The organism is Pedobacter sp. P26 (assembly GCF_050632135.1).
GTDB lineage: Bacteria > Bacteroidota > Bacteroidia > Sphingobacteriales > Sphingobacteriaceae > Pedobacter.
In genome coordinates, this window is the sequence record NZ_CP192574.1 from 1,997,219 (window position 1) to 2,010,441 (window position 13,223).

General features: G+C 39.2%; 10 protein-coding genes and 2 pseudogenes. 8 read left to right on the forward strand and 4 right to left on the reverse strand.

Annotated elements, in window-relative coordinates; genetic code table 11:
• Nucleotides 1-212: 212 nt before the first annotated feature.
• The gene (locus tag ACQ86H_RS09190; RefSeq protein WP_431294587.1) at nucleotides 213-671 is read right to left on the reverse strand and encodes a type I restriction enzyme HsdR N-terminal domain-containing protein; all 459 of its coding nucleotides are present in this window, start codon (nucleotides 669-671) and stop codon (nucleotides 213-215) included.
• 220 nt (nucleotides 672-891) lie between these two features.
• On the opposite strand from ACQ86H_RS09190, the pseudogene holA reads away from it, so the two are divergent.
• From holA to ACQ86H_RS09205, 3 genes and pseudogenes are all read left to right on the forward strand, one after another.
• A pseudogene (holA, locus tag ACQ86H_RS09195) lies at nucleotides 892-1,910 on the forward strand (DNA polymerase III subunit delta).
• A gap of 500 nt (nucleotides 1,911-2,410) precedes the next feature.
• Nucleotides 2,411-2,989, forward strand: a complete 579-nt coding sequence (locus ACQ86H_RS09200; RefSeq protein ID WP_431294588.1) for a hypothetical protein — start codon at nucleotides 2,411-2,413, stop codon at nucleotides 2,987-2,989.
• A 7-nt stretch (nucleotides 2,990-2,996) separates the two neighbouring features.
• Entirely contained in the window at nucleotides 2,997-5,024 is a 2,028-nt protein-coding gene (locus ACQ86H_RS09205) for a plastocyanin/azurin family copper-binding protein (protein WP_431294589.1), read from the forward strand.
• 368 nt (nucleotides 5,025-5,392) lie between these two features.
• Here the strand turns inward: ACQ86H_RS09205 and ACQ86H_RS09210 are convergent, their stop codons facing one another.
• Nucleotides 5,393-5,995: a class I SAM-dependent methyltransferase gene (locus ACQ86H_RS09210; protein ID WP_431294590.1), complete on the reverse strand. Its 603-nt coding sequence runs from the start codon at nucleotides 5,993-5,995 to the stop codon at nucleotides 5,393-5,395.
• A gap of 144 nt (nucleotides 5,996-6,139) precedes the next feature.
• Between ACQ86H_RS09210 and ACQ86H_RS09215 the strand changes: the two genes are divergently transcribed.
• From ACQ86H_RS09215 to ACQ86H_RS09230, 4 genes and pseudogenes are all read left to right on the forward strand, one after another.
• Nucleotides 6,140-7,147, forward strand: a complete 1,008-nt coding sequence (locus ACQ86H_RS09215) for a helix-turn-helix domain-containing protein (RefSeq protein WP_431294591.1) — start codon at nucleotides 6,140-6,142, stop codon at nucleotides 7,145-7,147.
• 693 nt (nucleotides 7,148-7,840) lie between these two features.
• Entirely contained in the window at nucleotides 7,841-8,401 is a 561-nt protein-coding gene (locus ACQ86H_RS09220; protein WP_431294592.1) for an RNA polymerase sigma factor, read from the forward strand.
• Nucleotides 8,382-8,651 (forward strand): hypothetical protein, encoded by a 270-nt coding sequence (locus ACQ86H_RS09225; RefSeq protein ID WP_431294593.1) that lies wholly within the window; start codon nucleotides 8,382-8,384, stop codon nucleotides 8,649-8,651. Before ACQ86H_RS09220 ends, ACQ86H_RS09225 begins: the two co-directional genes overlap by 20 nt.
• Before the next feature lie 76 nt (nucleotides 8,652-8,727).
• Nucleotides 8,728-9,416 (forward strand): annotated as a pseudogene (locus ACQ86H_RS09230) (ATP-dependent Clp protease proteolytic subunit).
• A gap of 221 nt (nucleotides 9,417-9,637) precedes the next feature.
• On the opposite strand, the gene ACQ86H_RS09235 reads toward ACQ86H_RS09230, so the two are convergent.
• Nucleotides 9,638-10,105: a DUF4262 domain-containing protein gene (locus tag ACQ86H_RS09235; protein ID WP_431294594.1), complete on the reverse strand. Its 468-nt coding sequence runs from the start codon at nucleotides 10,103-10,105 to the stop codon at nucleotides 9,638-9,640.
• Between the two features lie 17 nt (nucleotides 10,106-10,122).
• The gene (locus ACQ86H_RS09240) at nucleotides 10,123-10,758 is read right to left on the reverse strand and encodes a hypothetical protein (protein WP_431294595.1); all 636 of its coding nucleotides are present in this window, start codon (nucleotides 10,756-10,758) and stop codon (nucleotides 10,123-10,125) included.
• Nucleotides 10,759-11,619: 861 nt separating this feature from the next.
• On the opposite strand from ACQ86H_RS09240, the gene ACQ86H_RS09245 reads away from it, so the two are divergent.
• Nucleotides 11,620-13,080, forward strand: a complete 1,461-nt coding sequence (locus tag ACQ86H_RS09245) for a hypothetical protein (RefSeq protein WP_431294596.1) — start codon at nucleotides 11,620-11,622, stop codon at nucleotides 13,078-13,080.
• Nucleotides 13,081-13,223 lie beyond the last annotated feature (143 nt).

Here is a 13,223-nt window from a genome sequence, read left to right on the forward strand (position 1 = left end):
AATACATTGATACTTTTTCATTCTATTGGTTGGTGTCCCACCGACCAAGACGGACTATTATTTTACTGTAACTAGGTGGGGGTGCCCAACAAGATTTACATCATATTACCTCGCGCTTTGGAGTAAGGGGGTCAAGAAAGATCCTTCATCGCATTCAGGATGACAGAATAGAGTAAGTTCTTGTTGTTTCGCATCTCTTCGGCTATTCAATGCTAAAGCCCCAAATATTCTGGCATTTCTTCTACGAAATTAAAGCTGCCCTTTTCCATATCCATCCTGGCATAAACATGCTGCAAACCGTTGGTTAGCACAATCCACCTGGCCTGGTGTATCGAATTATACCGCGAGGCCTGATCAAAAACCGATGGTGTAATTTTTACTTTTGGTGCCTTACATTCAATCAACATCAGTTTTTCGCCAGCGGTATTGTAAACCAAAATATCGCTTCGTTTTTGTAATTGGTTTAACACCAAACCACCTTCAATCTGGATTAACGTACGTGGAAATTTCTTATCTAAAATCAGGTTTTGTATAAAATGCTGACGCACCCATTCTTCGGGGGTAAGCACCAGGTGTTTCTTCCTCAGTTCATCAAAAATAAATACCACGTCATCCTTTTGGGTAATTTTAAATGGGTATGGCGGAAGGTTAAGCGGGGTAGGAGTGAACATTTCAGTTGGGAGTTTTCAGTTTGCAGTTAACAGTTATATGTCTTTTAACAATGCAACAATAAAACAATTTATCAATTATTGCAGCTTCAAAGTTAGTTAATTTTAGGCTATGCGATGAATTCTCCAGTCTAATGTCTCATATCTCACTTCTCAAATCTCACATCTATAAATTATAAACATTTACCCAAATCCTTAAACCTAAATTGTAATTTTACAGGCAATGACTGCTGCCGAAATTATTAAAGATATCAAAGCCCGGAAGTTCAAACCTGTATACTTATTGCATGGTGAAGAATCTTATTACATCGATCAGGTGACTGATTATATTGAAGATAAGCTGTTGAACGATGCCGAAAAAGGCTTCAATCAAACGGTTTTATATGGAAAAGATACCGATATGGCCACGGTTTTGGGTGCTGCAAAGCGTTACCCCATGATGTCTGATTATCAGGTAGTAATTGTTAAAGAAGCGCAGGATTTAAAGTGGGGCAAGGAAGACAGTTCAAAAGAAGGCGAATTCGTACTCAATTATTTCGAAAAACCGCTGCCAAGTACCATTTTGGTGCTGGCTTATAAATATGCCAATTTCGATAAACGAAAAAAATCTATAAGGCCATCAATAAAAGCGGATTGATTTTTCAGTCAGATCCTGTACGCGATTATAAACTGGTGCCCTGGATCGAAGAATTTATCAAAGAAAAAGGTTACAAGATCGATCAGCAGGCATCGGCTTTAATGGCCGAATATCTTGGTACCGATCTTTCTAAAATTGCCAACGAGATCGAAAAGTTGATGCTGAACGTTTCTAAAGAAGTAACCATTAATACCGACCTGGTTCAGAGAAATATAGGCATTAGTAAAGAATATAACGTTTTCGAATTGCAGAAAGCAATGGCCATCCGCGATGTACTAAAATGTAATAAAATTATCAATTACTTTGCCAGCAACCCTAAGGCTAATCCAACCGTAATGGTTTTGGCCAATCTAGGTGGTTATTTTACCAAACTTCTTAAATACCATTATATCCCTAATAAGGCCGATGCCGCATCAGCTTTGGGGGTGCCTCCATTCTTTATTAAAGATTATGAGGTAGCGGCAAGAAATTACAACACGGGGAAAGTTTTCCAGGTGATCGGTTTACTCCGTGAATATGATTTGAAAAGCAAAGGATTAGATAGTACCGGCAATGTTGATGATGGCGAACTCTTAAAAGAACTGGTATTTAAGATTGTTCATTAAGCATCACGAACCAATTCTTTAATCATTATACAAGCATAGTGGAGAATCTATCTGCTAGATCTTGGTAATTGAACTTGCCTTTTCTGCTCACTGCGAAATGATGAGTTTGACCTTAAAAGTAAAAACTAATGGATCATTAAGCTAGATTTATACGTTTTTAGTAAAAGGTTTTACTAGTTTACGGCCTGATTGTGCTATCGTTTGTCTTACTTAAAATTTAACTTTAATTAGTTGTAAATTAACTTGTTGTATGGTTTTCGGGTGATTGTTTTTGTAAACTGATATGCTAATGATATATTTGTTATGCAACCGATTGTTTAGTTGCTTCTTAACCAGATGAAAATTATGATCTATAAACGAATGATGTGCTGCCTCGCACTTCTCACCTGCTGTGCGGCCTATTCTATGGCCCAAAATATTAACCCCTATGTCATCAACGCAGCGAACAAACCCTATTTATTGCGAAGCTTCCTGATGTTCGAAGAAAAAAACGTACCCATGTGATTTCTGTAGGTACACCCGAAAAGGTAAACTATGCCTACGATTTAAAACAGGGTGCCTTGCTGGAGGTATGGCGCGGAGATTTTATGGATGTGACCGAAATGTGGAAAGACAGGGGGGAACCTCAGCTCGCCAAACCTTTAGGTACGGTTTTACCACTTTCTGCAGCACCTGCCCTTGCAGCACTGGCTGATAAGGATGCTGCGTGGCCAGATTCTATCGCTTTTGACGACCTGCAAAATAAAGGTTATGTTTTAGACAAAAGCAAAATGCCTGCATTTTTATACACTGCTAACGGTAGCGATGTAAGCGATAAAATAGTCGTTTTAGATGGCGGTGCAGGACTCAGCCGTACCATTAGTATTAGCAACAGCAAGCAGCCACTTTATTGTCGTATTGCAGTAGGGACAAGCATTGAAGCACATAAAAATAATACCTACACTGTTGGCGATAAAGCATATACGCTAAAATTGGCTGATGGTACAAAAGCTTTTATCAGGAAAACCCAAAATGGCAAAGAGCTACTGGTATTACTGGCCAATGCTACCGATTCGTTAACCTATTCACTAACCTGGTAATCAAGACATGAAAAAATCAACATACTTATTGTCTCTTTTGTTACTGGGCACTGGTCTGGCAACGGTAAAAGCACAAACACAAACAGAGAAACAGATTTATCCCATCGTAACCGTTCCTATCCCAAAAGAAATAGCGCTTGAAGTTGGTGGAATGACCTTTTTACCTAATGATGAGCTGGCTGTAGCTACCCGCAAAGGTGAAGTCTGGATTATTACTAACCCATACATGAAAAACGGGCAGCAACCCAAATACCGCTTGTTTGCACACGGCATGCACGAAGTATTAGGTTTAAATTATATCAAGGGAGATATCTACCTCACTCAGCGCGCTGAGATTACGCGCCTGCGCGATCTGGATGGCGATGGAGAAGCCGATGAATATAGCACCATGTATTCGTGGCCATTATCGGGCAATTACCATGAATATGCGTATGGCCCTATGCTGGATAAAGATGGCAACATGGTGGTTACACTTAACCTGGGCTGGATTGGTTATGGTGCCAGTTTATCTAAATGGCATGGCTGGATGCTCAAATTCACTCCTGATTTTAAGTTAAAACCTTTTGCAACCGGTTTCCGCTCGCCTGCAGCAATGGCACTAAATAGCGACGGTGAAATATTTTATGCCGAGAACCAGGGCGACTGGGTAGGTTCGGGCAGCATTATGCATGTAGAGGAAGGCGATTTTGTAGGCAATCCTGCAGGCCTGGCGTGGGCAGGTGAACCTGGTTCGCCAGTAAAGCTGCGCAAAAAAGATATTCCTGATACCGGCGAACCCGAATTCGAAGTTGCCAAAAGGGTACCGGGATTAAAAACCCCTTCTGTGTGGATTCCGCATTCAATTATGGGTAACTCCACATCAGGCATTCTGAATTATTCAGATAATGGTAATATGGGCCCTTTTAAAGGACAACTTTTTGTAGGCGACCAATCGCAGAGTAATATCAATAGGGTATTTTTAGAAAAAGTTAAAGGTGTATACCAGGGTGTGGTATTTCCCTTTCGCCGGGGATTTTCTTCGGGAATACTCAGGATGAACTGGGGCTCGGATGGCAGTATGCTGGTGGGGATGACTTCAAGAGGATGGTCATCGACGGGTAAGGCCGAATACGGGCTGCAACGTTTAACCTGGTCGGGTATTATGCCATTTGAGGTACAAACGGTAAAGGCCCAGCCCGATGGTTTCGAACTCGAGTTTACCATGCCGGTTGATGAAAAAACTGCCCGCGATGCCGGCGCCTATAAACTCTCCACTTTTACCTATAAATACCACCACATTTATGGTAGTCCGGTAATCAATCAATCGCCACGTAGCATTAAAGCTATTGTAGTTTCTCCTGATCATAAACGGGTGCGGTTGGTGTTGGATAGCTTAAAAGAAGGCTACATTCACGAAATCAAAATGGAAGGATTACGTGCTGAAAATGGCAATATCCCATTATTGCACGATTATGGATATTATACCATGAACAAGATTCCTGATGGAGAAAAGATATTGCTAACTGCCGAAAATAAACCCACAGGTACCGCGCCGGCCGCACACCATATGGAGGGCATGGAACACCACCAAATGGGCAATATGCCAGCAGCCGGTGGCGCAGTTAAAGGTAATACCGATGTTGGGAAACATGTTACCGAACAACCAGAAACCTGGACTAAAGGACCTGATAAAACTATTGTACTGGGCACCAGGCCAGGTTTGAAATTCGACATCACCAATATTACCTTAAAAGCAGGTACCAAAGTAAAACTAACCTTTAAGAATGTAGATGATATGTTGCATAATTTTGTGCTGACCACACCTGGATCGGGCAATGCGGTAGGAGAAATGGCCTTGAAAATGGGCCTTGATGGCGAAAAGTACTATTTTGTTCCGGCAACACCTAAGGTGCTGGCTTATACGGTATTGCTACAGCCTGGAAAATCGGATATGATTTATTTTACAGTACCTAAAACACCTGGTACCTATCCTTTTATTTGTACCTATCCGGGTCATTATATGGTGATGAAAGGCCAGATTAAAGTGATTAAATAACATTATCGCTTAACAGCAACAATGTCAAAAAGCAGATTGAATGTTCATTTAAACATTTAATCTGCTTTTTTTATGCCCTAATTTTCAATGTCGTTGCTCCTTGCAATGACAAATTATATTTTGAGACGTCGTCATTCCCAATTTAATTGGGAATCCTAATGCTATTGCAGCGCGCTTTAAGATTCCCGCATGCGCGAGAATGACGACCCTACTAATAGATTCTGTCAATGGTCGTGTAGTCGAAAGGCTTTTATTTTCGATTTATTAAACTTAATTCGACTACGCTCAGACTGACAAATGTAACAGCCAACTCAATAACATCAGATTTTACCTACTATGATGTCATGCTTTGTAATTAGTTAGATCAACTATTTTTTCTGACCTGATACCATAATAAACGGTTTGGTGACTTCCTTTCCGCTTTGATCGGTTACCGTCTCCGTTAACTTATTTACTTCAATTTTTGCAAATCCCGATTGTTTGAAAAACGATTTTACTTCATCAATCTCATAAAATGTAAAATCCAATTGTGTCCAGGGCAGATCGCCGCCAAAGTTTTTTTCAACAAAGGCAAGGTTCATTTTTCCATTTGATTTTAACACCCGGTAGCTCTCCGCTAAGTATTTTAGCGGATCAGGCCAGAAATAAATGGTATTCGCCGTAAAACAATAATCGAAGTAATTATCCTCGAAATCGAGTTGATGATCCGTTTTTTTAATCAATTCTATGGCATTGCCATCAGCTTCATCAGTAGAAAAGGCCTCTTTTATAGCAGCTTCGTTAATGTAGGTGCCGGAATAGCTGATATTTTCTGCTTTTTGAAGAAAATTAGAAAGTCCAATTTCCAATACTTTTGCTTCATTTTTTAATGGTAAATCTTGTAAAAGTTTAAAAATTAGACTGTTTTTAGGTGGGAGAGTGTCAATTTTTTTATCTAGCGTTAATGTATTTTGGTCTTCTTGCTCTTCCATGATAAAGTGATTAACATCTTGCGGTACATTTCGCAATTGGGGCAAAATTGAAAAATAGCTGCTGTACGCTTTTACATCAAAGGGATTTTCTTTTACATAAAATCGAATTGTGGATAACCCAATAGCGTTATTCCGGCTTTTTTTGTGATCATTGCCATTATGGGAATCAATGTTGGTAAGAATTACGGGGCCTGGAAAAAGGTAGGGGGCAGCTTTGATGATCTTCCCGTACGTGGGGGATTGGTTACAAAAAGAAAGGAGAAACACAGTTTTTCTTTTAGCGATGCGGAATTGGTACAGATCAATATTCCTGGTATTTATATCGTGTACGGCGACATCCTGTTTAAACAACACCAGATGTATTTCAGGCCTACTTATGATGTGCCGGATATGATTAAACTGCGTTTTACACTCTCTGGCAATGGGACCATCTTTAACGACGTAAATAAGCAACAGTACACCTTTAATGCTAACCAGCAGAATATTATTTACATGCCTGACCTTGATGGTACAGGCCAATATGATACCGGCCAGAGCTACCGCTTTTTTGAGGTACATTTTGCTAAAGAAAAGTTTTTGCAATTGGCAGAGCACTCCACCAAAGCATTACAGGTTTTGGCAGATGATGCTGATACCGGGCGTTATACACAACTTTCGGAGCACAACCTCCCTATTTCATGGGCCATGCAGCACTGCATCAGGGATATTCTCGATTGTGATTATCCGGAAGGCTTGAAGCGTATGTTTATCGAATCGAAATGTATTGAGCTGCTTGTGCTTCAAGCCGAAGCTTTTGAACGGGCCATTAGCCAAAAAGAACCTGCGGCTTTACATTCTGCTTACGATAGGGAATGTATTTATCATGCTAGGGATTACCTCATCGAGAATATCCACCAGCCACCATCGGTTGCAGAACTGGCTAAATTATGCGGTATTAACGAATTTAAACTTAAACAGGGCTTTAAAGGGTTATTTGATAATAGCATATTCGGTTACCTGAGCGATTACAGGCTTAACCATGCAAAAGAGTTACTACTTGATGGTTTATCCATCAAATCGGTGGCCTTTATGCTCGGTTATTCCTCTGTGCAACACTTCAGCAATGCTTTTAGAAAGAAATTTGCGGTAACGCCGGGTAAGTTGAAGGGTTAAGATGGGATTCATTAATACACTACAGGGTGGATTCTTCTTCCGCTCTATGCCGCGGGGGCATCAAACTTTTGAGGCATCAAAAGTATGCAAAAATGCTTTGTCAATCCGGCAAGGGGCCTTTTATACAAACCCCATACACATCAAAAAAACAGCGGCACTTTGTTTTGTTCGTTAAGGGTGGGTGAAAGTTTTTGCAAACATGAAACACAAAACCACTGCGTTTGAGGTTTGATAGTGCCATTTGCACTATTGTGCTACTGTTTTTTTGATTTTCCTGGCCCTTGGGATTGACGGGCGTGCTTCGGTAAGGGCTGTGTTATTTCAAAGCAAGCTAGCGTAATGCCTAAACTTTCCTTAAAAGAGGATTGTCCACAAGCTAGGATTTAATATAAGGATTGGGATTGACGGGCGTGCTTCGGTAATGGCTGTGTTATTTCAAAGCAAGCTGGCATAACGCCTAAACTTTTCTTAAAAGAGAATTGTCCATAAGCTAGGATTTAATATAAGGATTGGGATTGACGGGCCTGCTTCGGTAAGGGCTGTGTTATTTCAAAGCAAGCTGGCTTAACGCTCCAAACAATTTTTACGATATGTTTCCGAACAATAGATTAACTAACGCCCCAAAAAAATAATTATTAATTTTAGGTGATATCTGATCAAAAAAACACACATACTATATAAAACATAGTAATCATGACAGCAACATCCATCAAAGAGAAGCCCAGCCCACGCGAAGCCCTTTTTATGAAACTCTACAAAGAAGCTTTTCCTTTGGTAGCAAGACATGTAAGCAAGATGGGCGGATCATTTGAGGAAGCGAAAGACATTTTTCAGGATGCGCTGATGGTGTATTATGAGAAAGTGCAGGTTTCGGAACTGAAGCTGAAGTACCAGGAAAAAGCCTATTTATTTGGAATTGCCAAATACTTATGGATCAAACGTTATCAGGAAAACGACAAACATGTTACCCTTGACTCGCTTGCTCTTGTTTTTAATAAAGAGATCGATTTGGCAGATACCGGATATGAGGAAGTTTCTTCAGGAAAACTGATGCATTTACTGGAGCAGGCCGGGCAGAAATGTATGCAGTTGCTTAGTGCTTTTTATTATGAAAAACTCGATATGGAAACACTGGCACAGCGCTTTGGCTTCTCGGGTGCACGCTCTGCAACCGCCCAGAAATTTAAATGCCTCGAAAAAGTGAAAGAAACCGTTAAAGCAAAATCCTTAAAATATGAAGACATCGTTGAATGAGCTCCGTTTAATAGAGCATTATCTGCTGTCGGACGGTAAGGATGGAGAAAGTTTCCTGTTCGAAGCTAAAATGATCCTGCAGCCTGAACTAAAACAACAAGTTTACTGGCAGAACAAATCCTACCAGATGGTGCATGATTATGGCCGGAAGCAGCTGAAAAATGAAATCAATAACATACACGAAACGCTGTTTAATACCGCTGAGCATCAAACTTTCAGGCAAAAGGTAATGCGTTTGTTCCGCAAATAAACAATCAATTTAATTTATACATCATGCGCCATTATGGAGCAGGGCATCGCTATGCCTGAAATTTAAAATCAATACGATGGATATTAACAAAGAATTCCGCCTTTATGCGGTAAAACACCAGGGCTTAAACAGCCTTTATGTAGATCAGTATATGGGCAGAAACGCCGCTTATACCCTGCCTGTTGCCATGACGCCTTACATTACGGAAGAACGCCAGCTGAATGTGGCACAAATGGATGTTTTCTCGCGGCTGATGATGGACAGGATTATTTTTTTAGGGGAAGCCGTTGATGAGCGGAATGCAAATGTAATACAGGCCCAATTGCTTTTTTGCAGTCGGTTGATACCAAAAGCGACATCCAGTTGTATATCAACTCGCCTGGTGGATCGGTTTATGCAGGTTTTGGCATTTATGATACCATGCAGTTTATCGCGCCTGATGTAGCCACTATATGTACGGGCATTGCGCTTTCTATGGGCTCGGTATTGTTGTGTGCCGGTGCTGCCGGTAAACGTTCGGCTTTGCAGCACTCAAGGGTTATGATCCATCAAACCTCGGGTGGGGCAGAAGGAACCGCCATTGATATGGATATCCGGATCAGAGAAGTGTTAAAAGTACAATCAGATCTGTACCATATTCTGGCGAAACATAGTGGACAAAGTTATGAGCGGATAAATGAAATTGCCAGTCGCGATTATTGGATGAGCGCTATCGAAGCAAAGGAATTTGGAATGATAGATGAGGTATTGACGCGTGGGGAATAGGGTTTTGTTTGATTTAAAAATGAGTTATTAAACATATCTGGCGCAAGTCTTAGTGCCTGGGCCAAAAGCGAAGGCGCGACTTGTGCTTAATAAATCCGTCAATTAAATCTCTGCTAAGCGCAAGTCATCCAGCTTAGTAGCGTAGAGTATAACTGAAACTTGCGCTAGTAATGGTTATTGCAGATATGTTTGATTCTATTTGATGAGGACACGTTAATTTGTTAAAATGCTTTTATTTTAGTTGGTATTTCCCAAAAAATTTCCTGGTCATAATCATAACCATTCTCTCCATAAAATTTCCCCTTTAAATCAGGAAAAATGATTTGAACTGATTCGAAGTAATCGTTTTCATAGAACCTTAACGTATTTAATATTTTCTCATTTAAGGCCTCATTTTTTACCGGAATAATATATACAGGGAAACGATCAATTAGATTATCTAATTTTTGATTCAAAGGTACTTTATGGTTCCTGAATGCCTCGGCATAATTGGTTATTAGCGTATTGGTTAGCCCATTTGGTAAGCCAGAAATGAAAGCTTCTGGTATCCCAAAATTTTTATACAGTCCGCTTGAATAACCAAATGGCGTAAAGTCGTGTTCTTCGAGAACATAGGTTACATGGTAGCCATGTTTTTCAATATTGTTGTCGACCGTTTCAAAGTACAATCTTTTTTGCTCTTCTCTCATTTATAAGGAATTTCCTGCTATTCAAAGTTATAAGGATAGTTGATTTCTTTTAGATCAGTTTCCAGTAGTTCCCAATCTTCCAGTTCCTCAACAATTGATAAAACCATTTCTTTTGTGAGTGTATGCCCACTATAAATTTTTGATATGGTTTCTGTAGAGATTTCGCTTGTTTTGTAACTTCCTTCAAAATAATCTGTTGCCCAATCTACATAAGTCTGAGGATTTCCATCTAAAATACTTAACATTTCTTCAGAATTATCTTCAATATTTTCAAGTTGTCCAACTTGCCAGTTTTTCGGTTCAGTGGTCCATATGCAAAATGTGGTACCGATTGATGCGACAGGCTCCCCAAAAATAAATTCATTAAAAATTGAAGGCAAATTTGCGGTTAATTTTGTCTTATCCTGTTGTTTGTATTCATGTGCAAAACCATTTATTGCACAGCCGTTATCAAGAAATAATATATGCATTTCATCACCCGAGCCATTTCGCATTTGCAAACACTGTTCATTGATACCCCACTCCGAATTAAATGAGTAATAACGGTACTGCCATTCCTGGCAAATTATTGCGTCTAAAACTGAAATCGCTTTACAAATAGTCTCCAGTGATTTTCTATCTGGAAGTAAACTGAGATTTTTTGTTGAAATCATTAGTGCTGTTTGTTGGTTTTAGTATTTTGCTAGCTGAAACATGATATATTTGCTCTTAGTCTCATTTTGGCTCAAGTCTTAGCGCCCATTGCCCCAAGCATTGTCCAGGCTTTTGGTTTGGTATTATTTCAAGATTAATAATGAAAGCACAACTTATCCAGCTTAGTAGCGTAGAACTAAAACTTGCGCTGGTAATGGGATTTGTATCATTCTAAATCCTCCAGTTTATAATCGCATTCTGCTTGCATGCATTTAATATTATGATTTTGTCACCTGATGTCTTGGTAAAATTAAGATCAATTCACAAATATGCGAAACTACGAATTGACAGCATCTTTAATTATCCTTACTGGCGTGTGCAATATATTGTTCCTTGCGTCTTTTTGTACAAGTATAAGCCTTATTATTTAAAATTCCAGTACCTATATTTAAGCATTTTAGCTTTTCATGAGGTCGGTGTTAACGAGGCTTCTTATCGTAAATCTTTAGGAAAAAGGTGTAATAAGAACAAACCCTCCGCTGTGGAAAGGTAAGTGGTGGTGTAGCCTTGAATGATGTAAAATCGCTTTTAAGGGCAGTATAGGAATAATCAATTAAAATGATCAAATACGGTTGAAAAACGATCAAATTGCTTGTTTAATTAAGAAAGGAGGTATCTTTATCTCAATCTAAGCTCAGAGGCATTGGAAAAGAGTTAGGGCGAGTTTATAGGTATAGGAGTTCAGCTAATTTTCGAATAAATAATTTCGACAGCACAGCGATATTGTTATTACAAATGAAGGATATACAGCTTCTACACCTTCAGAAAACAAGAATATTGAAGAAGGTAAAAAGAATTAAGAAACGTTATTCAAAACTTATATGCCGATAAAGAAATCACTAACCCTATTCCTTCTACTATCTCCAGTCTTGGTGCTAGGACAGTTGAGTAACCGCCAAATCAGGAATCTAACAGCATTTTCGAAAATCTATGGCTACGTCCAATATTTTCATCCTTCAGACGAAAACAAACTGGAAATATGGGAAGGGGTGGCGATAAACGGAAGTAAAGCTATGTTAAAGGTGAGTAATGATGATGAACTTATTGGTGAACTGAGAAAAATATTTCTTCCAATTGCGCCCAGTATCAAAATTACCTTAACTGATCAAAAAGAAAGTTTTGATATAAATAAACTGAAGCCGAATATCCCTGGTAGTTATAAAGAGATATCATGGCAGCACCTCGGATTTAATCTTTATAGCGGTATCTTAGAAAGGCCTTATAAGAGTATCAGATTAAATCGTACTCCGCTTGTAGGAAATGATCGTAATATACAAATGCCATTGACCGGAACATATGATGTGTCAGGTTACCGGGGATTAAAGTATGATTTTAGCCTCACCACGCGTGTAAACAAAAAAGATGGTGAACCTGCTGAATTAAAAATAGTGAATGGAAAGGATTCAATAGAACTTAAAACCAACTTGCCTGAGATCCATCACTTCACGGGCACTATAAACAGTTCAGCTGAACTGATCGCATTTGAACTTGCAACAGACCCAAACATCCCAGTTTCGATTGATAAACCTGTTTTTAAGATTATTGATGGCGACAGATCATTTAGCCCTCATGAAATTTTAAATACAACCCAAAAAACAACTGCCAAACTAACAAAGATTACTTTCGAAATAATAGATCCAAACTATGCGCTTTATAGTCAAAAGCTTAAATTTGGCGAGTACCTCGATAAAGAAATTGTTAAGGGAATCAGTTTTGTAATGCCGCTTGTTTTATTAGGCAACAAATCTTCCACTTTCCCCATTGCAACAAATAAAGTAAACGATCATACCGACCTAAACTATAACAAGATTTCGGCATTTGAACAGGAGGAATTAAGGATTGCAGATGTAATTATGCTCTGGAATATACTTAGACATTCCTTTCCATATATGGACGATGTAAAAATTGATCAGGAACGTCTTTTAGCTGAAATACTTCAGGAAGCCAGTTTAGCCAAAACCCACACCACCTACATCAAGGTGATTGAAAGAATGTGTTCATTTTATAATGATGCACATACGTTTATTTCGATTATGGGAATGGAGCCTTACTACACGCTCCCAATTTCTCTTATTCGGGCAGATCATAAAATTGTAGTTAAGGAAGTTTCCGATAAACGACTCATGGATAGTATTTTTCCAGGTGACATTATTGTCAAGGTTAATGGAATTCCTGTTGGTAAGCGGGTTGATACATTAATTCAATATGCGTCAGGATCAAAGCAAAAAAAGATCTGCTTGTACTTAACCGGCTGTTCAATGGGAAAAAAAATGAAAAAATAGAAGTTACCGTACTTCGACACGGAGATACCCGTAAGGTTGGAATTGAGCGAACAAAAGTATCAGAAGATTACACGCCGGGAAATGCAGGTTATTTACAAAAGGGAAATGGCTGGGTTGCACCGGATATCTATTATTTTGATCTC